Raw genomic sequence first — 23,307 nt, 5'->3', positions numbered from 1 at the left:
GCGGGGAGGAGGGGGGAGGTTCATTCGGGATGCGGGGGGACGCCGGTGACGACGCTCGCCCGATCAGGCAGCGCGTCGTCGTCCGTCCGCCGCGCCCGCCAAGCCAAACTCCGCTGGGGTGAGCTGGCCCGTCGCCCGGACCAGGCCCGCGGCCCCGTCGAGGGCGCCGGCCCGCAGCTCGAGCCCGAGGAAGCGTTCGCGTGCGAACGGACCGGGCAGGGTGAGGTCGGCGGCGAGGCCTTGCGAGAAGCCGAAGCGCTCGTAGTAGGGCGCATCGCCCACGAGCAGCACGGCCCCGTGGCCGAGGGATTCGGCGCGCCCCAAGGCGGCGTGCATCATCACCCGGCCGAGGCCCTGGCGCTGGAGCGCCGGGTCGACCGCCAGCGGGCCGAGCAGCAGGGCCGGGCAGGCGCCGGCCGCGACGTTCCACAGGCGCAGCGTCCCGATCAGGCGCCCGTGGCGGGTCGCCGCGAAGGCGAGGCCGCGGGCGGGAAGGCGCCCCTCGCGCAGCCGCTCTGAGGTCTTGGCCCGGCGGTTCGCGCCGAAGCAGGCGTCGAGCAGGCGCTCGCGCGCCGCGACGTCGTGATGGTGCTCCGCCCGGATCTGGATCATGGCCGTGACCGCCCTGTCGTGATGTGACGCGTGGGACCGGGCGCCGTCATGCCGGCCCTCGGATGAAGGCCGGCCGAACGGAACGCGCGGTGCATCAGGGAAACCCCCGCCGGCGGGCGGCGGGGGGCACGGATCAGATCACGATCTGCTGAAGCGGGGGGAAGCCGTTGAAGGCGACCGCGGCATAGGTCGTGGTGTAGGCGCCGGTGCCCTCGATCAGCACCTTGTCGCCGATCGAGAGGGAGACCGGCAGCGGGTAGTGGTCGCGTTCGTAGAGCACGTCCATCGAGTCGCAGGTCGGGCCGGCCAGGACGCAAGGGCTCATGCGGTCGCCGTCGTGCTCGGTGCGGACGGGGTAGCGGATCGACTCGTCCATGGTCTCGGCCAGCCCCCCGAACTTGCCGATGTCGAGGTAGACCCAGCGCACCTCGTCGTCCGAGGCGGACTTCTTCGAGATCAGCACCACTTCCGCCTCGATCAGCCCGGCGTTGCCGACCATGCCGCGCCCCGGCTCGATGATCGTCTCGGGCAGCTGGTTGCCGAAATGCTTGGTGAGCGCGCGGAAGATCGCGTCGCCGTAGGATTCCACGCCCGGCACCTTCTTGAGGTACTGGGTCGGGAAGCCGCCGCCGAGGTTGACCATCGACAGGCCGATGCCGCGAAGCGCGCATTCGCGGAAGATCGTCGAGGCGGAGGCGAGCGCCCCGTCCCAGGCCTCGGTGTTGCCCTGCTGGGAGCCGACGTGGAACGACACGCCGTAGGCCGACAGGCCTTGGCGGTGGGCGTGCTCCAGCACCTCGACGGCCATCTCCGGCTCGCAGCCGAACTTGCGCGACAGCGGCCAGTCCGCGCCGGCGCCGTCGCAGAGGATGCGGCAGAACACCTGCACCGATCCGGCCTCGATGCCGGCGGCCTCGGCGGCGCGGACGATCTTCTCGACCTCCGCCTCGCAATCGACCGCGAACAGGCGGATGCCGAGGCGCAGCGCCCGGCCGACGCAGCGCTCCTTCTTGATCGTGTTGCCGAAGGAGATCCGCTCCGCGGTGGCGCCGGCGGCGAGCGCCATCTCGATCTCGGCGACGGACGCGGTGTCGAAGCACGAGCCCATGTCGGCCAGGAGGCGCAGAACCTCGGGGGCCGGGTTCGCCTTCACCGCGTAGAACACGCGGGTGTCGGGGAGCGCGCGGGCGAAGGCGGTGTAGTTGTCGCGGACCACGTCGAGGTCGAGCACCATCACGGGGCCCTCGTCGCGGCCGAGGTCGCGGCGGACGCGCAGGAAGTCGCGGATGCGATCGGTCATGTCTGTTCCAACCCACAGGTTCGCGGGGCCGCCCACGGGGGAGCGCGCCGTCGAAGATGTGACGGTCCCTTCAGGGACCGCCGGCGTCTGGGGCTGATGCGACGCGCGGATCCGCGCTGTGGAGACGCGACGATCCGTGCGGGCGCGACGAGCACCCGGAGGCTGCCGTGGATTGGACGGGGTTTCCCATCCGCACGCCGGGCAAGGAGAAACAAGCCTCTTCGGTGCCGGCCTTTGGAGGGCCGACGAGACCAAAAAAGCCCGTTCGTCGTTGCTTTAAGCTGCGTCCCCCGTGGAGAGCGGGGTTCGCCGGTTTCGCCTCCGGCTGCCGGTTGTTGTCGGGGTCCGGTGTCGCCACCTGGATGCCGGCCGAAAGGGATCCACCCTGTCGACCATCGATCCTTTAAGACCCCTGGCGGCTGTCCGGCAGTTGGCCGGATGCCCACCAACCGACACGCGGCCACAGGCACGTGCGAAATTGGGCAAGGCGCATATACGAACGGCGCACCACCACCACAAGCGGAATTCGGCCCGCAGCGGCGGGAATCCCCGTGTGTTGCGGGGACCTGTTGCCAAAACGCAGCGCCCGTCCGCGGGCGGGCTTTCCAAGCGCGTAAAGTGCGGGCATCTCACCCCGGTCGACGGTGGCGACGCCCTGCCGGTCCGCGGCATCCGGGGCGCGGGATCGGAATCGGCGGAATGCGGGCGGCGGGCATCATGGTCGGGGTGAGACGGCGGACGATTCGGTCGCGGGTGACCGCGTGAACCCGCAAGCCGACGGCGAGCTGGAGGTCCGGGTCGCGTGCCTCGACGACCTCGACGCCCTGGTCGCCCTGGAGAACGCGACCTTCTCCACCGACCGGGCCGAGCGCCGGGCGATCCGCCACGCGATCCGCTCGCCCTCGATGACGGTTCTGGTCGCCCTGCTGATCGAGGCGGACGAGACCAACGTCCTCGTCGGGGCTGCCACCCTGGAGCGGCGGCGCAACAGCCGCAGCGCGCGGCTCTCCTCCATTGCGGTGGCGTCGTCCCGCGCCGGTCTGGGCCTCGGCGGCCGGCTGATGCAGGCGGTGGAGGACGAGGCGCGTCGCCACGGCTGCACCCGCCTGCGCCTCGAGGTGCGCGCCGACAACGGCGCCGGCCTGCGCCTGTACGAGCGCCGCGGCTACACGCGCTTCGAGGTTCGCGAAGGCTATTACGAGGACGGCATGGAGGCGTGGTGTTACGAGCGCGCCCTCGCCGACGACGCGGCGGACGCGACGCAGGAGCCGCCCCGGCAGCGCCGGAGCGGCTGAAGCCGGCAGATCAGTCGCAGCGCTCGCGGCTGACCGTCTTGCGGTCGCCCTCGTCGTTGGTCTTCGTCACCGTCTTCGTGGAACAGCCGTCGCTGCTCTCGCGGGTCTCCACCGTCTTGCTCTCGGTGGCCGGACGGTCGACCACGACGGTGTCGGGCGCCCGGCGCTCGATCACGGTCGTCTGGGCGGTGGCGGCCTGGATGCCGGCGAGGGCGAGGATCGCGGCGGCGGGAACGAGGATGCGCATCGGATAGGGACTCCGGGAAAAGTTTCGAACGGACGCGGAAACGGCCTCCGGCCCGAAACCGTTCCGGGGCGCCCTCGTCATGCCGGATTCAGGGAATCTTACCGGCGTCGCGTTAGAGCACGGATGCAGGGTCGCGCCCGCCCGCGCCGGCTCGTCCGCGACGCGTGTCCTTGAGAGCCCGCCCGTGAAAGCCCGACCATGGCCGTGATCGCCGCCTTCGTCATGAATGCCGGGCTGAACTTCGTCCTCGGCCTGCTCATCGCCAAGCTGCTGGGGCCGGCCGATTTCGGGCGTTTCGCGCTGGCCACCGCCGGCACCCTGGTGATCACCACCGTCCTGTTCGAGTGGCTGCGCCTGTCGGCGACGCGGTTCTACTCGGTGCGCGTCCGCCTCGACGAACCATGGATCCGGCACGGCCTCGACCGCGCCTACGCCATCCTCGCGGTGCTGCTGTTCGCCGCCGCGGCCGTCGCCGCCGGCCTCGGGCTCGGCGACGGGCCGGACGGGCATGCCGCGATCCTGTCCGGTGCGATGCTGGCGGCGCTCGGCATCGGCGTGTTCGACTATCACGCCGCGCTCGCCCGTGCCCGCTTCGACGGCAAGCTCTATCTCGGGCTGGTCGCGGTGAAGAACGTGATCGCCTTCGCCATGATGGCCGCAGCCGCCTGGTACCTGCGCCAGCCGGCCTGGGTGCTCGCCGCCGCCGGAGTGAGCCAACTCCTCGCCGTACTGATCCTGCGCCACCCCTTGCGCGACCCGGCCTCGGCGGTGGAGCACCATCGCCGGCGCGAGACCTGGAGCCTGTTCCTGCGCTACGGCCTGCCCCTGATCGCGGCCAACGCCGTCTACCAGCTGCTGCCGTTCCTCAACCGCGGCACCATCGCCGCGCAGGCCGGCTTCGCCGAGGCCGGCTACTTCGCGCTCGCCGCCGACGTGACCGCGCGCAGCCTCACCATGCTCGGCACGGCCCTCGACCTGCTGCTGTTCCAGCTCGCCGTGCGGGCCGAAGAGCAGCACGGCCGCGCGGCGGCCGAACGGCAGGTCGCAGCCAACGCGGCCACCGTCTACGCGCTGCTGCTGCCCTGCGCCGTCGGGTTCTGGGCGGTGCTGCCGGCGCTGGAGGCGTTGGTGGTGCCGGAGGCCTATCGCGGGCCGTTCGCGCTCTACGCGCTGCTGCTGATCCCCGGCCTGTTCTGCCTCGCGATGATGTTCTACGCGATCAACCCGGTGTTCCAGATCCGCCGCCGGACCCTGCCGGTGATCGCGGCGGCTGCGGCCGGGCTCGCGGTCAACGGCCTCGGCCTCCTCGTCCTGCCGCCGCTGCTCGGCGGCGCCGGCGTCGCCCTCGCCCAGACGCTGGCGCTCGCCTCCGCCTTCGCCTGGCTCGCCGTGCGGGCGCTCACCGGCCGCGACCGCCTCGCGCTGCTCTGGAACGAGATCCTCGTGGCCAGCGCCGCCTGCGGCGCCATGGCGGCGGCGCTCGCGCCGCTTCGCCACCTCGATCCGGCGCTGGCGCTCGGCGTCGCCGTGCCCCTCGGGGCCGGGCTCTACGCGGCCCTGGTATGGCTGTTCGACATCGCCGGCCTGCGCAGCCAGGTCGAGGGCCGGTTCCGCCCGGCGCATCCTGCGGCGGCCGATCCTGTGGCGGCAGAGTAGAGCGGTTCCACTTTGCAACGCGGCCGCGATCCCGCATGATCGGGGCTACAAGGGTGCCGCGCACAGGCATCCGGCAAAGACACGCGACCGGGCAGGAAACGATGCCATTCTACGAGCCCCGCGACGAGGGCGAGGCGGCCGAGATCGTCGGCGCGGCCGCCGGCCGCTCCGAGCGCCTGCGCCTCGTGGGCGGGGACACCATGGCCGGGATCGGCCGGCCGGCGCAGGACGAGGCGACGCTCTCGGCGCGGGCGCTCTCCGGCGTCACCCTCTACGAGCCCGCCGAGATGGTGATCTCGGCCCGTGCCGGCACACCGCTCGCGGAGGTTCAGGCGATGCTCGCCGCCCGCGGCCAGATGCTGCCGTTCGAGCCGATGGACGCCCGCGCCCTGATGGGCAGCGCTGGCGAGCCGACGTTCGGCGCGGTGGCGGCGGCCAACAATTCCGGGCCGCGCCGCATCAACGCCGGTGCCGCCCGCGACAGCCTGATCGGCGTGCGCTTCGTCAACGGTCGCGGCCAGGCGATCAAGTCCGGCGGGCGGGTGATGAAGAACGTCACCGGCCTCGACCTCGTGAAGCTGATGGCCGGCTCCTGGGGCACCCTCGGGCTCCTCACCGAGGTCACCTTCAAGGTGCTGCCGGTGCAGGAGCGCGTGGCGACGCTGGTCTTCCGCGGGCTCGACGACGCCCGCGCGGTGGCTGCGCTCGCCGCCGCCCTCGGCTCGCCGTTCGAGCTCACCGGCGCGGCGCACCTGCCCGCCGGCATCGACGGCGCGGACGCTCGCACGCTGATGCGGCTCGAAGGCTTTTCGGACTCGCTCGCCTACCGGATCGGTGAGCTGCAGAAGCTCCTGAAGCGCTTCGGCGCCGCCGAGATCCTGGACGGCGAACCGGGTGTCGCCCTCTGGAATACGATCCGGGATGTGACGCCCTTCGCCGGAACGTCCGAGGCCGTATGGCGGCTCTCGACCGCGCCGACCCGAGGCCCGGCGCTCGCCGCCGCGATCGGCCGCGCGATGCCGGCGCGCTGGTTCTACGATTGGGGCGGCGGCCTGGTCTGGCTCGCCGTCGCGTCCGAGGGCGATGCCGGGGCGGAGGCGATCCGCTCCGCCCTCGGCCAGCACGGCGGCCACGCCACGCTGATCCGGGCGCCCGATGCGGTGCGCGCCGCCGTGCCGGTGTTCCAGCCACTCTCGCAGCCGCTGATGCGGGTGACGCAGGGGATCAAGACGGCGCACGACCCCGCGGGTGTGTTCAACCCAGGGCGGATGTACGCCGAGGTTTGAGGCGCCCGGGCCCGACGCGGGCCCTCCGCCGCATCGTGCGCGGCGCGAAACGGTGGCAGAGACGATCGATCGACGGGGCCGACGCCATCGGCCCGAGACAGGACGCATCCAGAACGCGCCATGCAAACCAACTTCTCCCTGGCCCAGCTCGCCGACCCGGCGATGGCGACCTCCGAAAAGATCCTGCGCACCTGCGTGCATTGCGGGTTCTGCACGGCGACCTGCCCGACCTACCTGCTGCTCGGCGACGAACTCGATAGCCCGCGCGGACGGATCTACCTGATCAAGGACATGCTGGAGGGCGGCAAGGCGGCGAGCGCCGAGGTGGTCAAGCACGTCGACCGCTGCCTGTCGTGCCTGTCCTGCATGACGACCTGCCCCTCGGGCGTGCACTACATGCACCTCGTCGACCACGCCCGCAGCCATATCGAGCAGACGTTCTCCCGGCGGCTCGACGACCGCGCGCTGCGGGCGCTCCTGGCCTTCGTGCTGCCCTATCCCGCGAGGTTCCGGGCGGCGTTGTGGGCGGCCAAGCTCGGTGCGCCGTTCCGGCCCCTGGTGGCGCGCCTGCCGCGGGTCGGAAACCGGCTCGCCGCGATGCTCGACCTCGCCCCCGCCGCGCTGCCCGGCCGCGAGGCGACCAACCGGCCCGCGACCTTCCCCGCCGTCGGCGCGCAGGGCGCGCCCAAGCGCGTGGCCCTGCTGCGCGGCTGCGCCCAGAGCGTGCTGCGGCCGGATTTCAACGCGGCGGCGATCCGCCTGCTCACCCGCCACGGCGTCGAGGTGGTGCACGCGGAAGGCGAGGGGTGCTGCGGCGCGCTCACCCATCACATGGGCCGGACGGACGACTCGCACGCCCAGGCCCGGCGCACCATCGACGCCTGGATCGCGGAAGCCGACGGCGCCGGCCTCGACGCCATCCTCGTCACCGCGTCCGGCTGCGGCACGACGATCAAGGATTACGGCTTCATGTTCCGCGACGACCCGGCCTACGCCGACAAGGCGGCAAGGGTCTCGGCGCTCGCCAGGGACGTCACCGAGTTCGTCGCCACCCTCGACATCGCGCCGACGGTCGAGAGCGACCTCGTCGTCGCCTATCACTCGGCCTGCTCGATGCAGCACGGCCAGGGCATCCGCACGGAGCCCAAGACCCTGCTGAAGCGGGCGGGCTTCACGGTGAAGGACGTGCCCGAGGGCCACATCTGCTGCGGCTCGGCCGGCACCTACAACATCCTGCAGCCGGAACTCGCCGGCAAGCTCCGGGCGCGCAAGGTCGCCAACATCGAGCGGATGCGCCCCGACGTGATCGCCACCGGCAACATCGGCTGCGCCACGCAGATCGGGAAGGGCACCGCGATCCCGATCGTCCACACGGTGGAACTGCTGGATTGGGCCACCGGCGGCCCGCGGCCGGCGGCGCTCAAGGCGACGGCCGAGCCGGTGCTGCAAGCAGCCGAGTGACCGGCCTCACGGTTCGAGCTGGTAGGTGACCGGGATCCAGCGATAGCCTGCGCCGCTCGGCGCGACGTAGCCGAGCGACGGGAACGACGTATGGTAGCCGGCGACCACGATGTCGCCGTTCGCCGCCATGTCGTAGATCCGACGCCGCGTGGCCGCGCCCTGTCCCTTGTCCATGTCGAACAGGGCGTGCCAGCCCGGCTCGGCGAGCGAGGCGACCTCGTGGTGGGCGCAATCGCCCCAAATCAGCATCCGCCGCCCCGCGCTCTCGACGTGGAAGGCGAGGTGGCCGGGCGTGTGCCCGTAGGCCGCGAGCGCGTGGATGCCGGGAACGATCTCGTCGCCGGCCGCCACGAAGCGCGTCCATGCGGCCAGCGGCAGGAGGTGGGCGCGGAACACCAGCGCCGAGGCGTGCTCGTTGCCCGACGGCTCCGACGCGAGGCGCTCGGGTTTGGTCCAGAAATCGTACTCGACCGCGCCGACGACGAGGCGCGCGTTGGGGAAGGTCGGGTGCCCGTTGCGCATCAGCCCGCCGATGTGGTCGGTGTGGCAATGGCTGAGGACGACGACGTCGATCGCCTCCGGCGCGGTGCCGGCCGCGCGCAGCCGCTCGACCAGACGTCCGCCGGCCGGCGGCGGCACGAAGCCGACCGCGCCGTTGCCGGTGTCGAACAGGATGGTCTCGCGCCCGGTCTCGATCAGCACCGGGGTGAAGCCCGGCTGGAAGCGATCGGGCGGCAGGCGGTTGGCGCGCATCAGGGCCTCGACCTCGCCCCTGGGGCGGTCCTCGCCGACGATCGGCCAGGGGCCGTCGATCATCCCGGCGGCATCGAGCAGCATCGTCACGCGAAAGGCGCCGAGCGCGAAGCGGTACTGCGCCGACGCGGCCGGGCCGAGCGGTTCGGACCGCGCCGACCGAGGCAACAGCGCCGGGGCGACCAAGGCGGCGAGGCCGGTCGCGGCGAGTTGTCGACGCGTCCGTTCGATCATCGAATCATTCCCTTCGCCCGCGTGAGGCCGCAGACTGCGCGGCGTGGGCGAAGGCCTACCGGCTGCGGGGGATCGGGCGCTTGTACGAACGTGCTGCCGACGACGGGCCGTTGCGACCGCTCTGGCACGTGGCCGGCGCGACGACCTTCTTCGCCGGGCCGTTGCGCTACAATGCCGGGCACCAGCACGGCGCGCCGGTCTTCCTCGCGGGGCTCTACGGCGACTTCCGCCTGCGCGTCGGCGCGCAGGACTGGACCACCTGCCGCACGGCGATGATCCCGGCCGGGTGCGTGCACGAACTCGACCTCGGCGGCGACCCGCTCGGCGTGCTCTACCTCGAGCCGGACCGCTTCGGGGTCGAGGCGCTGACGCCGCTCCTGCACGGCACCCGCGAGATCGCGGGCGCGCTCCTGGGCGCCGCCGGCGAGACGACGCCGCTGCGCGACCTGTTCGAGCACCGCGACGGCGCCTCCGCCGCCGGGCCGGCGCTCGCCGACCTCCTCGCGTTCGCGGGGCGGCAGCCGGAGCCGCGGATCGACGGGCGGATCGCGCGGGCGATCCGCCGCCTGCTCGCCGAGCCCGACGCGACGCCGTCGGTCGGAGCGCTCGCGGCCTCGGTCGGCCTGTCGGCCTCGCGGTTCCAGCACCTGTTCACCGACGCCGTCGGGGTGCCGTTCCGGCGCTATCGGGGCTGGCTGCGGATGCGCCGGGCGATCGGTGCGGTGATCGACGGCAACAACTTCACCGGCGCCGCGCATGCGGCCGGCTTCGCCGACCAGGCCCATTTCGCCGACGATTTCAGGCGGACCTTCGGCGCCCCCGCCTCGCTCAGCCTTCGCGACATCCGGCGTTGACGACCGGTCCGTCCGCCGGCTCGCGATACGCCGCCAGCACGAAGACCCGGATCGCCGAGGACAGGTTCTGACCGTTCCGCTCCGCGTCGATCGCGCCGATCAGCGCCTGGACGGACTTTTCGCGCGCCGCTGCGATCTCGCCCAAAGCCGCCCAGAACGGGTCCTCCAGGGACACGCTGGTGCGGTGGCCGGCGATCATCACCGAGCGCTTGGTGATGGTCATCGGGCGCGCCTTCTCCGTCCAGCGCACGGGAAACGGTAGTCGTCCATTTCGTCACGGCATCTGATGACGCGCGGGTTCTCCTCTCCCCGCGTACGGGCAGAGGCCCGGCTGCACCTTGTCATGCAGCCGGCTAGCGTCGGCGAAGCCAGAGCGACGGTGAGGGGGCGCGAACGGAAAAGCCTCCTCCGGATCGGCCCCCTCACCGTCGGCTGCCGCCTCGCCGCGACGACGGCGAGGTCGTCGCGTCCCTCTCCCCGCAAGCGGGGCGAGGGGATGCGCGCAGATCGAAACGCCAGAAGCAGCGATGTGCGAATCCTGTCGCTCGCACAGAGGTCGAGAAGGGGCACCGCGTCACGTGTCCGAATCCGGCCCGACGAGCTTGTGGCCCTCGTGGCGGGCCACCTCGATGGCTGTCTTGCGCTCCTGCAGGGTCCGGGCCTTCTTCGGGCGGCCGAAGGCGATGCGGTTGTCCTCCGCCTTGGCGTCCTTCTCGACCCGCAGGCGCGCCTTGCGGGCCTGGCGCAGGTTGATGATCTCGGCCATCGCGTCGATCTCCCGTTCGAGCGGGCGCCTACTCGGCGCTCGGGGCCAGCATGGTCTCGGGCCGCACCACGCGCTCGAACTCGGCCTCGGTGACGTAGCCGAGGCGCAGCGCCTCCTCCTTCAGGGTGGTGCCGCGCTTGTGCGCGGTCTTGGCGATCTCGGCCGCCTTGTCGTAGCCGATCGAGGGGGCGAGCGCGGTCACCAGCATGAGCGAGCGGCTCATCAGGTCGGCGATCCGGTCCTCGTTGGCCTTGATGCCGACGACGCAGTTGTCGGTGAAGCTGACCGCCGCGTCGGCGAGCAGGCGGATCGACTGCAGCACCGCGTTGGCGATCACCGGCTTGAACACGTTGAGCTCGAAGTTGCCCTGGCTGCCGGCGAAGCTCACCGTGGTGCCGTTGCCGATCACCTGGGCGCAGACCATCGTCAGCGCCTCGCACTGGGTCGGGTTGACCTTGCCCGGCATGATCGACGAGCCCGGCTCGTTCTCCGGCAGCGACAGCTCGCCCAGGCCCGAGCGCGGGCCGGATGCCAGCAGGCGGATGTCCTGCGCGATCTTGAACAGGCCGGCGGCCAGCGCCGAGAGCGCCCCTTGGGTGAAAACCAGGGCGTCGTGGGTCGCCAGCGCCTCGAACTTGTTGGCGGCCGAGGTGAAGGGCAGGCCGGTCAGCTCGGCGACCTTGGCGGCGAAACGCTCGGCGAATTCGGGATGCGCGTTGAGGCCGGTGCCCACCGCCGTGCCGCCCTGCGCCAGCGCCAGCACGCCGGGCAGCGTCGCCGCGATGCGCGAGCCGCCGAGCGCGACCTGCGCGGCATAGCCGGAGAATTCCTGGCCGAGGGAGACCGGGGTCGCGTCCTGCAGGTGGGTGCGGCCGATCTTGACGATCGATTCGAAGTCCTTCTCCTTCGCGTCGAGCGCCGCATGAAGGTGGGTCAGCGCCGGCATCAGGCGGCCGGTGATCTCGCGCGAGACCGCGATGTGCATCGCCGTCGGGAACACGTCGTTCGAGGACTGGCCGCGGTTGCAGTGGTCGTTGGGATGCACCGGCGACTTGCCGCCACGCTGGCCGCCGAGCCGCTCGTTGGCGAGGCTCGCGATCACTTCGTTGGCGTTCATGTTCGACTGCGTGCCCGAGCCCGTCTGCCAGACCACCAGGGGGAACTCGTCGTCGTGGCGGCCGTCCACCACCTCGGCCGCCGACGCGGCGATGGCCTCGGCCACCTTCGGGTCGAGGCCGCCGAGATCCTGGTTCACCAGGGCGGCTGACTGCTTGACCAGGCCGAGCGCGTGGACGAGCGGCGCCGGCATGTGCTCGGTGCCGATCTTGAAGTTCTGGATCGAGCGCTGGGTCTGCGCGCCCCAATACCGGTGCGCCGGGACCTCGATCGGCCCGAAGGTGTCGGATTCCGTGCGGGTGGCGGTCCGAGTCTCGGTCTCGGTCTGCTGCGGCGACATCGTGGCCCCTACGTTTGGTGCAATGCGAAGCCTACCTACGACAGGCGGCGGCAAATCGCGAAGGTGCTTTTCCGGCCGCGCCTCGACAAACGCGGCGGGCTGTTCCCCGCCCGGCGAACAAGGATGGCGTCGATGACGGCGACGATCGCGATCGACACGCCGGCGTCGGCGGTGGCCCGCTTCCGGCCGCCCGTGCCGGCGCCGCGCCGCACGGCGATGGGCCTGTTCGCGTTCCTCAAGGCGGCGCGGCAGAACCCGATCACCACCTGGATGGAGGATCACTTCACCGCGCCCGTGGTGGCCGGCGACGGCGCCATGGGCCGCATCACCGTGGTCAGCGACCCGGCCCTGATCCGCTACCTGCTGGTTGAGAACGTCGGCAACTACCGCAAGGACGACCTGCAGCGCCGCGTGCTCGCCCCCGGTCTCGGCAACGGCCTGCTCAGCGCCGAGGGCGACGCATGGAAGTTGCAGCGGCGGACGCTGGCGCCGATCTTCTCGGCCCGCACGGTGCAGGGCTTCTCGGATGCGATGAACGCGTCCGGCGCCAAGCTCGCGCGGCGCCTGGCCCGGCGGGACGGCACCCGGGTCGACGTCGCGCTGGAGATGACCCGCGTCACCCTCGACGTGCTGGAGCGGACGATCTTCACGCAAGGCCTGCCCGGCGATCCCGACGCCCTCGGGCGCGCGATCACGCGCTTCCTCGAGGCGGTCGGGCCGATCGATCCCCTCGACGTGTTCGGCGTGCCCGACTTCGTGCCGCGGCTCGGCCGGCTGCGGGCGCGGCCGGCCGGGCGCTACTTCGCCGAGGTGGTCGAGGCGCTGATCGCAAGGCGCAAGGCCCAGGTCGCCGCCGGCGGCGCGCCGCAGGACCTGATGACGCTGCTGCTCGCGGCTCAGGACCCGGAGACCGGCAAGGGCCTCACCGACCTGGAGGTGCAGGCCAACATCATCACCTTCATCGCCGCCGGCCACGAGACCACGGCGAACGCCCTGACCTGGGCGCTGTACTGCCTGGCGAAGGACGACGCGGCGCGGGAGCGGCTGGAGGCGGAGGTCGACGCGGCGGGCGAGGGCGATTTCGCCCTCGACACGCTGCCCTTCGCCAAGGCGGTGATGGAAGAGGCGATGCGGCTGTTCCCGCCGGTGCCGTTTCTCAGCCGCCAAGCGATCCGCGACGACCGCCTCGGCCGCATCAAGGTGCCGCGCGGGTCGATGGTGCTTGTGGCGCCCTACGTGCTGCATCGGCACCGCACCCTGTGGGACGACCCGGACGCCTTCGTGCCGGAGCGGTTCCTCGGGGCGAACCGCGACGCGATCCCGCGCTTCGCCTACCTGCCGTTCGGGGCCGGCCCGCGCGTCTGCATCGGCCAGAGCTTCTCGGTGCAGGAGGCGGTGATCGTGCTAGCCCACGTCGTCCGCGCGGTCCGGTTCCGGATGCCGGACGACCATCCGCCGATGACGCCGCTGCACCGGGTGACGCTGCGTCCCGAGCACGGCCTGCGCATGGATGCGACCCGCCGGGGGCAGACGCCTCTTAGCGCGGCACGGCCCCGACCATCGGCCCGAGCGGGCGGCTGAGGTCGTTGCGCTTCAGCGCAGGCGCGTAGAGGCTCGACACGCTGCCGTCGAGGAACAGGGCGTTGCGGCAGCCGAGGTCGTCCCGGAACAACCGGGCGAAGGCGCCGAAGGTGACGGGGTGCTCCGAGATCGCGAACACCGCCACCCGTCCGTCGTCGCGGACGCCCACGCCGTTGCGGATCTTCAGGCTCGGCCCGTCGGCGGAGATCTTGGGATGGATCTGGCCGTCGATCACCAGCATCGGGCCGGATTGCGTCGCGAAGTCGGGCTTCATGCGGGCCTTGAGGTAATGGCCGGTGTCGAGCACGCCTGCGCGCTCGCCCTTCACGTAGAACACACCGTTGGGCTTGAGGTGGAAGTTGCCCGGCCCGTTCGCGGTCGAGACGCCCTTCATTTCCCGCCCGTCCTCGACGTAGAGCCCGACCGGCGCCTGACCCTTGTCGTACATGCCGGCGTTCATCGCGAAGCTGAGGCGCGGACCCTGCTTCTCGGCAAGCGTCGAGAGCGAGGAATACGGCAACCCGTCCGCGCCGAGCCAGAACAGGCGCACCCGCTGGCGGCGGAGGTCGACGGTGCATACGGTGAAGCTGTCGCCCTGCGCCTGGACAGGGCGGCACGTCTCATTCGGCGCCGTCTCCGCGTGGGCGCCGCCGGCCGAGACTGCGATCAGCGCGAGGACCGCAGCTTTGGTAAGGCGTAACATCATCGTGAGGTCCTGACCGCGCGCGAGCCCTTGAAGGGGCCGCCGCACGCCTCCTCACCTCAGAATGCGACGGTTTTCAAGCGGCCCGGACCCCGAAGCCCGGGCGTCGATCGCCGATGTCGCAGCGTGAACCGAAGTCGGCGGCTGGGCGTTCTCGATGTGACGGGGGTCAAGGACACGACTCTTCTGGAGCTGATGAGATGAAGCGTCTTCTTCTTGCCTCGACGCTGATGGTCGGGGCTCTCGCCTACCTTCCGGCCTCGGCCGAAGCGCGCGGGTTCGGCGGTGGGTTCCATGGCGGTGGTTTCCACGGGGGCGGCTTCGGCGGCTTCCGGGGCGGCGGCTTCGGTGGTGGGTTCCGTGGTGCGGGCTTCGGTGGGTACCGGGGCGGCTTCGGCGGCTACCGCGGTGGGTTCGGTGGCTACCGCGGCGGTTACGGCGGGTATCGTGGCTACGGCTACGGCCGTGGTCTCGGGTACGGGCTCGGCGGGCTTGGGCTCGGCGTCGGCGTCGGCCTGGCGGCCGGCGGTCTCTACGGCGGGTATGGCGGCTACGGCTACCCGGGTTACGGCTATGGCTACGCCCCGGCGGCCTACGGCGGCTACGGCTACGGCGGCGAGTGCGTGACCGTCCCGCGGGTGCGCTGGACGCCTTACGGTTACCGCCGCGTGCTGATCGAGCGCTGCTACTGAGCGGCGCGTCCGATCGTGACGAAGAAGGGGGCTGCCTGCGGGCAGCCCTTTTTCATTTTCCGCTCAGCGTTGCCGCCGCATCTCGTCCCTCCGCATCGGCATGGCGTCGATGGTCGAGAACAGGCGCTGCGGCGCGATCGGTTCGGGCTCGGTGATTTTCACGCCCCCGTCCTTGCCGACGAGCACCGCGCGAAACGCGTCGGCCGGCAGGCCTAGCCGCCGCCGGATCGCTTCTGCGTCGCCGCCTCCGCCGACCGCCTCGACCACGACGAGGTCCCGCTCGCTGAGACCTGCGCGCGCCGCGGCGATCGTCGCGCGCTGCGCGACGAGCCGGCGGTCTCCCGCATCCGGCGCCGACAGGACGAGCACCCGCGAGACCTGGCGATAGCGCGCGAGCGGGTCCTGGGCCGCCGCGCCGGGTCCGGCGAAGGCTGCGAACGCGATGGCGAGGGCGACACCGGATCCGACGCGCATGATGGTCCTTATTCCCCTAAACGGGATGGTTCGAACGGGAAACGCGGATCAGGCCAGCCGGTGACATCGGCGGCCACGGCTGCGACATGAGCGTTCGAACGAGCCTCGATCCCTCCATCCCAAGGAGACACGGCATGGCCGCCAAGAACCGCCGCATCGTCCTCGCCGCGCGCCCGCACGGCGAGCCGACCCTGCAGAACTTCCGCCTCGAGGAGGCCGTCGTCCCGACCCCGCGCGACGGCGAGATCCTGCTGCGCACGCGCTGGCTCTCTCTCGACCCCTACATGCGCGGCCGGATGAGCGCAGCGAAATCCTACGCCGCGCCGGTCGGCATCGGCGAGCCGATGACCGGCGGGACGGTGAGCGAGGTGATGCGCTCCGAGCACCCGGACTTCCCCGTCGGAACCCTGGTCCAGGCCTTCGGCGGCTGGCAGGACTATTCGGTGTCCGACGGCAAGGGCCTGCGCAAGGTCGACCCCGCGGTGGCGCCGCCGACGACGGCGCTCGGCGTCCTCGGTATGCCCGGCATGACCGCCTATACCGGCCTCCTCAACATCGGCGAGCCGAAGCCCAACGAGACCGTCGTCGTCGCTGCCGCCGCCGGGCCGGTGGGCTCCCTCGTCGGGCAGATCGCCCGGATCAAGGGCGCACGCGCGGTCGGCATCGCCGGCGGCCCCGAGAAGTGCGCCTACCTCACTCGCGAGCTCGGCTTCGACGCCGCGGTCGATCACCGCTCCGACGACCTACCCGGCGCGCTGGCCGCCGCCTGCCCGAACGGCATCGACGTCTACTTCGAGAACGTCGGCGGCGCGGTGTTCGATGCGGTGCTGCCGCTGCTCAACGACTTCTCGCGCATGCCGGTCTGCGGGCTCGTCGCCGCCTACAACGCCACGGAGCTGCCGCCCGGTCCCGACCGCTCGCCGCTCCTGATGCGCGCGGTGTTGACCAAGCGCCTGCGGATGCAGGGCTTCATCGTCTGGGACTTCGCCAGCCACATCGACGCGTTCGAGCGCGAGGTCGGCGGCTGGATCGCGGACGGGTCGGTGACGTATCGCGAGGACGTCGTCGAGGGGCTGGAGAACGCCCCGGAGGCGTTCATCGGCCTGCTCAAGGGCCGCAACTTCGGCAAGCTCGTCGTCCACGTCGCCTGAGCGCGAAGGCTTGCATCCGGCGCCGTGTCCGCGCGGCGCCGAGTTGCCGCCGGTTGGGAACAAAGATAGAACATGATCGTGCCGGCGGCGCGTGTGCACGATGGGGACAAGCGCCCCTCAAGCGGTTGCCGGGGGCCGGTCCGAGGCCCATGAAGGGCGCACGCGGGCTCGGTGAGACCGGACCCTGTGAGATCCGACGGCGAAGGAGAGAGCGATGGCGGGCAGCGTCAACAAGGTCATTCTGGTGGGCAACCTCGGGCGCGATCCCGAGACGCGCCGCCTCGGCTCCGGCGACCCGGTGGTCAACCTGCGCCTCGCGACCTCCGAGTCGTGGAAGGACAAGGCGTCGGGCGAGCGCAAGGAGAAGACCGAGTGGCACTCGGTCGTGATCTACAACGAGAACCTCGCCCGCGTGGCCGAGCAATACCTGCGCAAGGGCTCGAAGGTCTACATCGAGGGCCAGCTCCAGACCCGGAAGTGGACCGACAATTCCGGGGTCGAGAAGTACACCACCGAGGTGGTGCTGCAGCGCTTCCGCGGTGAGATGACGATCCTCGACGGCCGCGGCGGCGGCGGCGGCGAGATGGGTGCCGACGACGAGGGCGGCGGCCAGGTCAGCCGCGGCGGCGGTGGCGGTGGCGGTGGCGAATACGGCGGCGGCCGTGCCCAGGGCGGCAGCGAGCGTCGTCAGCCCCCGGCGCCGTCCGGCGGCGGCGGTGGTGGCGGCTCGCGGGGCAACTACGACCTCGACGACGACATCCCGTTCTAGGGCCCGGGCGCGGTCGCCTCGGGCTTCGCGAACGATCCGATCTCGAAAATTTGACGGCCTCGGATGTCCCATCCGGGGCCATTTTCATGAGCTTTGGCGAGATCGTCACCTGATCCGCCTAGACCCGGAGAAGTCTAATTTCCGCGATCGGCCGGTGTTTCGGCTAGATCCAAATGCTCTTCTGCAAAATCAGTCCTTTTGTCCTAAGCCTATCACCTGAGTCTGCAACCGGGGGGTGTGTCACTGGCAATCTGATGCCAGAAGATGTTATCTAGGGTTGAGTCTGCACATTTGCGTTTGGTTTAGATCTGGCTGGCAAGCGTCTGGATGATGTATTCTAGCCGCCCCCGGTGACATGCCGCGACGCTTCACCCGTCCCATTCGCCCGCCGCGCTTGCGTTCGTTCGCCGCCGCCACAGAGGGCGCCGCGGCGCTCGAGTTCGCCCTGGTGGCGCTTCCGTTCCTCGCGCTGGTCGGCGCGATCGTCCAGATCGCTTTCGTGATCTGGGCCGGGCAGAACTTCGACCGCACCGTTCAGAACGCGGTGCGCAGCCTGTTCACCGGGCAGTTCCAGATCGCCAACGCCGCCACGAGCAGCCCGGCGATCCTGCTGCAGAAGCTCAACGACGCGATGTGCGGCACCGGTGCGAACCGGACGATGACGCTGTTCGACTGTTCCAGCGTGAAGATCGACGTGTCGGTCGCGTCGTCCTTTTCGGCCGGGGCCGGCGCGACGCCGATGAACGCCACCTCGCGGACCTGGAACAGCGGCTTCGGCACGAACTACGCCTGCGCGAAGCCCGGGGCGATCGTCGTCGTCACCGCGGCGGTGAAGATCCCAGTGTTCTTCAGCCTGCTGAACCTCGCCCAGAAGAGTTTCGCGGACGGGACTCACCTCCTGCAATCGACGGCGGTGTTCCGCACCGAGCCGTACCAGACCACGGCCTCGACCGGATGTTGAGGACCGGACTTTCGTGCCTCCGCAGCTTCGTACGCGCCCGCGGCGGCGTCTCCGCGATCGAGTTCGCGCTGATCCTGCCCGTGCTGCTGACGATCTGGGCGGGCTTGTCGGAATACGCGCATGCGATCGACAACTGGCGCAAGGTCGTCCTGCTCGCCCGGACGGTGTCCGACCTGACGGCGCAGGGAGACGCTCAGAACCCGATCGACGCGTCGCTGATGGGCGACATCCTCGCCACCTCCACGCTGGTGCTGAAACCGTTCGACGCCAGCCGCGTGAAGATCGTGGTCAGCGCGATGGCCGTCGATCTCACCAACCTCAACCTGGTCCCGCGGGTCTGTTCCAGCACCGCCAACGCCAACGCCTCGGCGCGCGCCACCGGCGCGGCCTCCGACCTGACCGTGCCCGTCGGGTTCCGCACCACCGGGGTCCGCTACGTCCTCACCGAGGTGAGCATGCCGTACACGCCGATGCTCGGTGCCTCGTTGGTCAAGCTCGTGAAGGGCGCCAGCACCGCGATCACGCTGAAGTCCAGCATCCCCTGGCCGGCGCGCGGCGGCCAACCCGCCAAGTCGACCTACACCGAGGTCTGGATGCCCGGAGGCGCCGCATGCCCGTGATCCCGACCCCGGCAGGCCGCAAGGCGTCGCTGCGTGGACAAGCCGGCCGCTTCGCGCGGGCGCGCGACGGCAACGTCGCCCTGCTGTTCGGGCTGATGGCCCTCCCGCTCCTCGGATTCACCGGCGCGGCGATCGATTACGGCTTCGCCACCTACCTCGAGACCAAGCTCCAGGCGGCGACCGACGCCAGCGCGCTCGCCCTCTGCCAGACGCCGATGGCGACGACGAACGCGGTGCTCCAGACGCAGGCGTCCACCATGATGACCGGCTACATGGGCGCGACCGGCCTCACGGTCGATCCGCTGACGGTGACGGCGAACCCGCGCCAGATCACCTTGACGACCCACATCGTCTCACCGGTCTTCTTCGGCCGCATCACGGGCGTGACGGCACCGCGCCCTGGCGGATCGGCGCGCTGCGCCACGCCAATCCCGAAGACCTTCGAGATCGCGCTGGTGCTCGACAACACCGGCTCGATGCTCGAATCGAGCGGCGGCCAGAGCAAGCTCCAGGCGGTGCAGACGGCGGCGACCAACTTCGTCAACTACGTCTACACCAACGCCGCCTTCGCCACCGGCACCAAGATCGCGATCGTGCCGTTCGCGGCGTCGGTCGCCTTGAACCCCACGACCTACCGCTACGCGACCTGGATCGACCAGAACGCCAAATCCTCCTACCACTGGGACAACGTGCTCTCGCCGTCCGGGTCCGGCTTCACCAACCGTTTCGATATCTTCACCAAGTTGCAGGCCGCCTATTCCGGTTGGGGTTGGGGCGGGTGCCTGGAGACGTTGCCGTATCCGCTGAACGTGCAGGATGGTACGCCGTCGAGTTCGAACGCTGACTCATACTACGTCCCTATGTTCGCGCCCGACGAGCCGGGCAATGGCGGCACCGGCTATCGCGACTACAATAGTAGCCGGAGCTATAACAGCTACATCGACGACTCGACGTACAACGCGTCCTGTCAGAGCCAGTCCAATGCGTCGTTCTTCGACGCGGAAGGTCGGGCGTGCAAGTACGTCAACCCGAAGAACGCTTCGCCGACGAATTCCAATTCCTCGACGAAGGTGCCGAACGGGCCGAACTTCGGCTGTACCACGCAGCCGCTCCAACGCCTGACCAGCGACACGTCCGTGCTGAAGACGACGATCAACGGCATGGCCGCCCTCGGATCGACGAACATCCACGAGGGCATGATGTGGGGGTGGCGTACGCTGTCTCCGATCAGCGTCTTCGCGGACGGGGCCGCGTACTCGTCGAACACCGTCAACAAGATCATCATCCTGATGACGGACGGGGCCAACAGTTGGGCGACGAACGGGTCCTCCTCCAACGGCTCGCTCTATTTCGCCGCAGGCTACCTCAAGAACGTCGACGGCACCGGCCCGACATCGAGGCTCGTCCCCGGCACGCCGACCGTGAACGATGCCGACAGCGCCCGCGACGCCGTCGACGCGTTGACCGCGCTGGCGTGCAAGAACGCGAAAGCCACGGGAATTTCGATCTACACGATCGGCTTCAGCATCCCGTCGGATCCCATCGACACGCAGGGCCTGAAGTTGTTGAGCGACTGCGCGACGACGGCATCCCAATCGTTCGTCGCCAACGATTCGTCGAGCCTGATCGGGGCCTTCAACCAGATCGCGGCGAGCATCGGCACCTTGCGGCTGACGCAATAGTCACGGCGCTTCGGCGGGCGACAGCGCGTGGAGCGGCCCGAGCGCGCTTTGCTGGATCAGCAGCGCGACGAGGCCCGACCAGCCGGTCTGGTGCGAGGCGCCCAGCCCCCGGCCGGTGTCGCCGTGGTAGTATTCGTAGCAGAGCACGTGGTCGCGGAAGTGCGGGTCCTCCTGCTCCAGCCGGCTCGTCGCCTGGAACGGGCGCGTCCCGTCCGATCCGCGGGTCGAAAGCCCGATCATGCGGTCGGCCAGCATGTCGGCGATCTCCTGCAACGAGAGGAAGGTGCCTGAGCCGGTCGGGGCCTCGACCCGGAACTCCGGCCCGTAATAGCGGTGGAACCGACGCAGGCCGTCGATCAGCAGGTAGTTGATCGGCAGCCAGATCGGGCCGCGCCAGTTCGAGTTCCCGCCGAACAGCCGGGTCCGCGACTCGCCCGGTTCGTAGGGCAGGGTGAGGTCGGCGCCGTCCCAGGCGAAGTGGAACGGCTGGCGCTCGTAGACCTTGGACACGCCGCGGATGCCGTGCGGCGACAGGAACTCGTCCGCGTCGAGCATCCGCCGCAGCAGCGCCTTGAGGCGATGCCCGCGCAGCAGCGACAGGAGCGCCGTGCCGCCTTCGCCCGGCTCCTGCCAGCGCGAGACCAGGGCGGCGAGGTCGGGCCGGTTCTCCAGGAAGAAGCGCAGGCGCTTCTGCAGGCCGGGGAGCTGAACGAGGTCGTCCTCGCGCAAAACCGCCACCGCGCAGATCGGGATCAACCCGACGAGGGTGCGGGCGCGGATCGGGATGCGTTCGCCGCCGGGCGTCTCGATCACGTCGTAGAAGAACTGGTCGGCCTCGTCCCAGAGCCCGCCCTTGCGCGCGGCGGCGTCGGCGATGAGCAGGAAGTGCTCGAAGAATTTTTGGGCCATGTCCTCGTAGGCGGGGTCGCGCAGGGCGAGCTCGACCGCGATCCGCATCAGCTCGAGGGCGTTCATCGCCATCCAGGCGGTGGCGTCCGACTGCGTCAGCGCCCCGCCCGCGATCGGCTTCGAGCGATCGAACAGGCCGATGTTGTCGAGGCCGAGGAAGCCGCCCTGGAACAGGTTGCGCCCGGACGCGTCCTTGCGGTTCACCCACCAGGTGAAGTTCATCGACAGCCTGTTGAACACCCTGAGCAGGAAGTCGTGGTCCGCCCGTCCGGTCAGCGCCCGGTCGAGGGAGAACACCCGCCAGGCGGCGAAGGCGTGGAGCGGCGGGTTGGCGTCGGAGAAGTTCCACTCGTAGGCCGGCAGCTCTGCGTTGGGGTGCCCGTAGGCCTCGTCGAGGAGGAGCAGGATCTGGCCCTTGGCGAAGTCCGGGTCGATCGTCGCGAAGACGAGGCTCTGGAGCGCGAGATCCCAGGAGGCGAACCAGGGGTATTCCCAGGCGTCGGGCATCGAGACGATGTCGTGCGCCCGCACGTGCCGCCAGTCGGCGTTGCGCCCGGCCTTGCGCGCTTCGGGCGGGGCCGGCTGGGCCGGATCGCCGTCGAGCCATTCGCGCACGTCGTAATGGTAGAGCTGCTTCGACCACAGCATGCCGGCCAAGGCCTGGCGCTGCACCGCGCGCCTGTCGGCATCCGCGACGTCGGCTTGCAGCGCGGCGTAGAAGTCGTCGGCTTCAGTGATGCGGGCGGCGAACACCGCGTCGAAGTCGGCGAAGGCGTCGCCCGGCGCGTCGGCGGCGCGGAAACGCAAGCGCAGGCTCTGCGCGCCGCCCGGCGGGACGACGAGGCGGTGACGGCCGGCGCATTTCGTGCCGGACCGGTCGGGGTTGACCGCATCCGCTTCGCCTTCGACCACGTGGCGGCCGATCGCGTCCTTCGAATAGCCGGCCCTCAGAGCGCCGAACAGGCGGTGGGCGTTGGTCTCGTTCTCGCAGAACAGCCATTCCGGCGCGCCGTCGGCGTGGAGCCGCATCGGCGGCATCGCGTGGTGGATGGCGAGCACGGTGCCGTCGGCGGCGAGCCGCAGGTCGGGACGCGGACCGTTCGCCCACGACCAGGTGTTGCGGGCGTAGAGCTGCGGCAGCAGCGTCAGCGTCGCCGCGTCAGGCCCGCGGTTCATCGCGGTGACGCGCATCAGCACGTCGTGCGGGCCGGCCTTGGCGTATTCGATGGTGACGTCGCAGTAGCGGCCCTCGTCGAACAGACCGGTGTCGACGAGTTCGAACTCGCGGTTGTCGAGGCCGCGGCGGGCGTTCTCCTCGGTCAGGCGCGAATACGGGAATTCTCCGTGCGGATACTTGTACAGCATCCGCATGTACGCATGCGTCGGCACGCCGTCGAGGTAATAGTACAGTTCCTTGACGTCCTCGCCGTGGTTGCCTTGTGCGTTGGTCAGGCCGAACAGGCGTTCCTTGAGGATCGGGTCGCGGCCGTTCCACAGGGCGAGCGACAGGCACCAGTTGAGGTCCTTGTCGGCAAAGCCCCCGATGCCGTCCTCGCCCCAGCGGTAGGCGCGCGAGCGGGCGTGGTCGTGGGGCAGGTAGTTCCAGGCCTCGCCGTCGGCGCTGTAATCCTCGCGTACCGTGCCCCATTGCCGGTCGCTGAGATACGGCCCCCACAGGCGCCAGGCCGGGTCGGCGCGGGTCTCGGCGAGGCGGCGCCCCTCCACGGTGTCGAAGATGCGCGGCGGTCGGTGGGTGTGGGGCACGTCCGGGATCGCCTCCGTTCGGGCGCGTCGGGGACGGGGCGCCGACGCCGCGCGCGAGGCCGACCGGTCCCATGGGCGGCG

Annotated in this window: 22 protein-coding genes; 12 read left to right on the top strand and 10 right to left on the bottom strand. The window is 70.6% G+C overall.

Annotated elements, in window-relative coordinates; all coding sequences use genetic code 11:
* Positions 1–63 precede the first annotated feature (63 nt).
* Positions 64–612 (bottom strand): N-acetyltransferase, encoded by a 549-nt coding sequence (locus tag FV234_RS11420; protein WP_147829358.1) that lies wholly within the window; start codon positions 610–612, stop codon positions 64–66.
* Between the two features lie 133 nt (positions 613–745).
* The gene (locus FV234_RS11415) at positions 746–1,912 is read right to left on the bottom strand and encodes a type III PLP-dependent enzyme (RefSeq protein ID WP_147829356.1); all 1,167 of its coding nucleotides are present in this window, start codon (positions 1,910–1,912) and stop codon (positions 746–748) included.
* A gap of 761 nt (positions 1,913–2,673) precedes the next feature.
* On the opposite strand from FV234_RS11415, the gene FV234_RS11410 reads away from it, so the two are divergent.
* Positions 2,674–3,207: an N-acetyltransferase gene (locus FV234_RS11410; protein ID WP_147829353.1), complete on the top strand. Its 534-nt coding sequence runs from the start codon at positions 2,674–2,676 to the stop codon at positions 3,205–3,207.
* A gap of 10 nt (positions 3,208–3,217) precedes the next feature.
* Here FV234_RS11410 and FV234_RS11405 read toward each other — a convergent pair whose 3' ends face one another.
* Entirely contained in the window at positions 3,218–3,454 is a 237-nt protein-coding gene (locus FV234_RS11405) for a hypothetical protein (RefSeq protein ID WP_147753225.1), read from the bottom strand.
* 198 nt (positions 3,455–3,652) lie between these two features.
* Between FV234_RS11405 and FV234_RS11400 the strand changes: the two genes are divergently transcribed.
* The 3 genes from FV234_RS11400 to glcF all read left to right on the top strand — a co-directional run bounded on the left by FV234_RS11400 (position 3,653) and on the right by glcF (position 7,857).
* On the top strand, positions 3,653–5,110 hold the full coding sequence (locus FV234_RS11400; RefSeq protein WP_147829351.1) for a polysaccharide biosynthesis C-terminal domain-containing protein: 1,458 nt from the start codon (positions 3,653–3,655) through the stop codon (positions 5,108–5,110).
* Positions 5,111–5,211: 101 nt separating this feature from the next.
* Positions 5,212–6,396 carry an FAD-binding protein gene (locus tag FV234_RS11395; protein WP_147829349.1) on the top strand — a complete coding sequence of 395 codons (1,185 nt, stop codon included), beginning with the start codon at positions 5,212–5,214 and terminating at the stop codon, positions 6,394–6,396.
* 120 nt (positions 6,397–6,516) lie between these two features.
* Positions 6,517–7,857 carry a glycolate oxidase subunit GlcF gene (glcF, locus tag FV234_RS11390; RefSeq protein ID WP_147829347.1) on the top strand — a complete coding sequence of 447 codons (1,341 nt, stop codon included), beginning with the start codon at positions 6,517–6,519 and terminating at the stop codon, positions 7,855–7,857.
* 6 nt (positions 7,858–7,863) lie between these two features.
* Here glcF and FV234_RS11385 read toward each other — a convergent pair whose 3' ends face one another.
* Positions 7,864–8,844, bottom strand: coding sequence for an MBL fold metallo-hydrolase (locus tag FV234_RS11385; protein WP_147829346.1), 981 nt, complete (start codon positions 8,842–8,844; stop codon positions 7,864–7,866).
* Positions 8,845–8,924: 80 nt separating this feature from the next.
* Between FV234_RS11385 and FV234_RS11380 the strand changes: the two genes are divergently transcribed.
* The gene (locus FV234_RS11380; protein WP_147829344.1) at positions 8,925–9,698 is read left to right on the top strand and encodes an AraC family transcriptional regulator; all 774 of its coding nucleotides are present in this window, start codon (positions 8,925–8,927) and stop codon (positions 9,696–9,698) included.
* Here the strand turns inward: FV234_RS11380 and FV234_RS11375 are convergent.
* The 3 genes from FV234_RS11375 to fumC form a co-directional block, all read right to left on the bottom strand.
* Complete coding sequence (locus FV234_RS11375; protein WP_147829342.1) at positions 9,673–9,921, bottom strand: ribbon-helix-helix domain-containing protein; 249 nt, start codon at positions 9,919–9,921, stop codon at positions 9,673–9,675. The genes FV234_RS11380 and FV234_RS11375 overlap by 26 nt on opposite strands.
* A 351-nt stretch (positions 9,922–10,272) precedes the next feature.
* On the bottom strand, positions 10,273–10,464 hold the full coding sequence (locus FV234_RS11370; protein ID WP_147763837.1) for a DUF4169 family protein: 192 nt from the start codon (positions 10,462–10,464) through the stop codon (positions 10,273–10,275).
* A gap of 28 nt (positions 10,465–10,492) precedes the next feature.
* The gene (fumC, locus tag FV234_RS11365; protein ID WP_147829340.1) at positions 10,493–11,920 is read right to left on the bottom strand and encodes a class II fumarate hydratase; all 1,428 of its coding nucleotides are present in this window, start codon (positions 11,918–11,920) and stop codon (positions 10,493–10,495) included.
* 132 nt (positions 11,921–12,052) lie between these two features.
* Between fumC and FV234_RS11360 the strand changes: the two genes are divergently transcribed.
* A complete protein-coding gene (locus FV234_RS11360) occupies positions 12,053–13,501 on the top strand; it encodes a cytochrome P450 (RefSeq protein WP_147829338.1) in 1,449 nt (482 codons plus the stop codon).
* On the opposite strand, the gene FV234_RS11355 is transcribed toward FV234_RS11360, so the two are convergent.
* Positions 13,458–14,207, bottom strand: a complete 750-nt coding sequence (locus FV234_RS11355) for a phosphodiester glycosidase family protein (protein ID WP_147753234.1) — start codon at positions 14,205–14,207, stop codon at positions 13,458–13,460. The two genes, FV234_RS11360 and FV234_RS11355, sit on opposite strands and share 44 nt — an antisense overlap.
* Before the next feature lie 197 nt (positions 14,208–14,404).
* Here FV234_RS11355 and FV234_RS11350 point away from each other — a divergent pair, with 197 nt between their 5' ends.
* Positions 14,405–14,896, top strand: coding sequence for a hypothetical protein (locus FV234_RS11350; protein WP_147829336.1), 492 nt, complete (start codon positions 14,405–14,407; stop codon positions 14,894–14,896).
* Between the two features lie 63 nt (positions 14,897–14,959).
* Here FV234_RS11350 and FV234_RS11345 read toward each other — a convergent pair whose 3' ends face one another.
* Positions 14,960–15,370 carry a DUF4174 domain-containing protein gene (locus FV234_RS11345; protein ID WP_147763840.1) on the bottom strand — a complete coding sequence of 137 codons (411 nt, stop codon included), beginning with the start codon at positions 15,368–15,370 and terminating at the stop codon, positions 14,960–14,962.
* A 134-nt stretch (positions 15,371–15,504) separates the two neighbouring features.
* On the opposite strand from FV234_RS11345, the gene FV234_RS11340 reads away from it, so the two are divergent.
* From FV234_RS11340 to FV234_RS11320, 5 genes are all read left to right on the top strand, one after another.
* Entirely contained in the window at positions 15,505–16,521 is a 1,017-nt protein-coding gene (locus FV234_RS11340) for an NADP-dependent oxidoreductase (RefSeq protein ID WP_147829334.1), read from the top strand.
* A 214-nt stretch (positions 16,522–16,735) separates the two neighbouring features.
* On the top strand, positions 16,736–17,290 hold the full coding sequence (gene ssb / locus FV234_RS11335) for a single-stranded DNA-binding protein (protein WP_147829332.1): 555 nt from the start codon (positions 16,736–16,738) through the stop codon (positions 17,288–17,290).
* Between the two features lie 394 nt (positions 17,291–17,684).
* Positions 17,685–18,251 (top strand): TadE family protein, encoded by a 567-nt coding sequence (locus tag FV234_RS11330; protein ID WP_238271931.1) that lies wholly within the window; start codon positions 17,685–17,687, stop codon positions 18,249–18,251.
* Complete coding sequence (locus FV234_RS11325; RefSeq protein ID WP_147829330.1) at positions 18,245–18,871, top strand: TadE/TadG family type IV pilus assembly protein; 627 nt, start codon at positions 18,245–18,247, stop codon at positions 18,869–18,871. The genes FV234_RS11330 and FV234_RS11325 overlap by 7 nt, the downstream gene beginning before the upstream one ends.
* Positions 18,862–20,553: a TadE/TadG family type IV pilus assembly protein gene (locus tag FV234_RS11320; RefSeq protein ID WP_147829328.1), complete on the top strand. Its 1,692-nt coding sequence runs from the start codon at positions 18,862–18,864 to the stop codon at positions 20,551–20,553. The genes FV234_RS11325 and FV234_RS11320 overlap by 10 nt, the downstream gene beginning before the upstream one ends.
* Here FV234_RS11320 and FV234_RS11315 read toward each other — a convergent pair whose 3' ends face one another.
* Positions 20,554–23,226, bottom strand: a complete 2,673-nt coding sequence (locus FV234_RS11315) for a glucosidase (RefSeq protein WP_147829326.1) — start codon at positions 23,224–23,226, stop codon at positions 20,554–20,556. It abuts the gene before it with no gap.
* Positions 23,227–23,307 lie beyond the last annotated feature (81 nt).

This window comes from Methylobacterium sp. WL8, from assembly GCF_008040045.1.
Lineage (GTDB): Bacteria > Pseudomonadota > Alphaproteobacteria > Rhizobiales > Beijerinckiaceae > Methylobacterium > Methylobacterium cerastii.
This window is presented reverse-complemented; position numbering and strand designations above follow the sequence as displayed.

Bases quoted from the DNA above. Each gene is read 5' to 3' on its own strand.
- FV234_RS11420 (WP_147829358.1), bottom strand. From the start codon at position 612: ATGATCCAGATCCGGGCGGAGCACCATCACGACGTCGCGGCGCGCGAG.
- FV234_RS11375 (WP_147829342.1), bottom strand. From the start codon at position 9,921: ATGACCATCACCAAGCGCTCGGTGATGATCGCCGGCCACCGCACCAGC.
- FV234_RS11325 (WP_147829330.1), top strand. From the start codon at position 18,245: ATGTTGAGGACCGGACTTTCGTGCCTCCGCAGCTTCGTACGCGCCCGC.
- glcF (WP_147829347.1), top strand. From the start codon at position 6,517: ATGCAAACCAACTTCTCCCTGGCCCAGCTCGCCGACCCGGCGATGGCG.
- FV234_RS11370 (WP_147763837.1), bottom strand. From the start codon at position 10,464: ATGGCCGAGATCATCAACCTGCGCCAGGCCCGCAAGGCGCGCCTGCGG.
- FV234_RS11350 (WP_147829336.1), top strand. From the start codon at position 14,405: ATGAAGCGTCTTCTTCTTGCCTCGACGCTGATGGTCGGGGCTCTCGCC.
- FV234_RS11395 (WP_147829349.1), top strand. From the start codon at position 5,212: ATGCCATTCTACGAGCCCCGCGACGAGGGCGAGGCGGCCGAGATCGTC.
- FV234_RS11400 (WP_147829351.1), top strand. From the start codon at position 3,653: ATGGCCGTGATCGCCGCCTTCGTCATGAATGCCGGGCTGAACTTCGTC.
- FV234_RS11405 (WP_147753225.1), bottom strand. From the start codon at position 3,454: ATGCGCATCCTCGTTCCCGCCGCCGCGATCCTCGCCCTCGCCGGCATC.
- FV234_RS11355 (WP_147753234.1), bottom strand. From the start codon at position 14,207: ATGATGTTACGCCTTACCAAAGCTGCGGTCCTCGCGCTGATCGCAGTC.
- fumC (WP_147829340.1), bottom strand. From the start codon at position 11,920: ATGTCGCCGCAGCAGACCGAGACCGAGACTCGGACCGCCACCCGCACG.
- FV234_RS11320 (WP_147829328.1), top strand. From the start codon at position 18,862: ATGCCCGTGATCCCGACCCCGGCAGGCCGCAAGGCGTCGCTGCGTGGA.
- FV234_RS11385 (WP_147829346.1), bottom strand. From the start codon at position 8,844: ATGATCGAACGGACGCGTCGACAACTCGCCGCGACCGGCCTCGCCGCC.
- FV234_RS11415 (WP_147829356.1), bottom strand. From the start codon at position 1,912: ATGACCGATCGCATCCGCGACTTCCTGCGCGTCCGCCGCGACCTCGGC.
- FV234_RS11360 (WP_147829338.1), top strand. From the start codon at position 12,053: ATGACGGCGACGATCGCGATCGACACGCCGGCGTCGGCGGTGGCCCGC.
- ssb (WP_147829332.1), top strand. From the start codon at position 16,736: ATGGCGGGCAGCGTCAACAAGGTCATTCTGGTGGGCAACCTCGGGCGC.
- FV234_RS11345 (WP_147763840.1), bottom strand. From the start codon at position 15,370: ATGCGCGTCGGATCCGGTGTCGCCCTCGCCATCGCGTTCGCAGCCTTC.
- FV234_RS11340 (WP_147829334.1), top strand. From the start codon at position 15,505: ATGGCCGCCAAGAACCGCCGCATCGTCCTCGCCGCGCGCCCGCACGGC.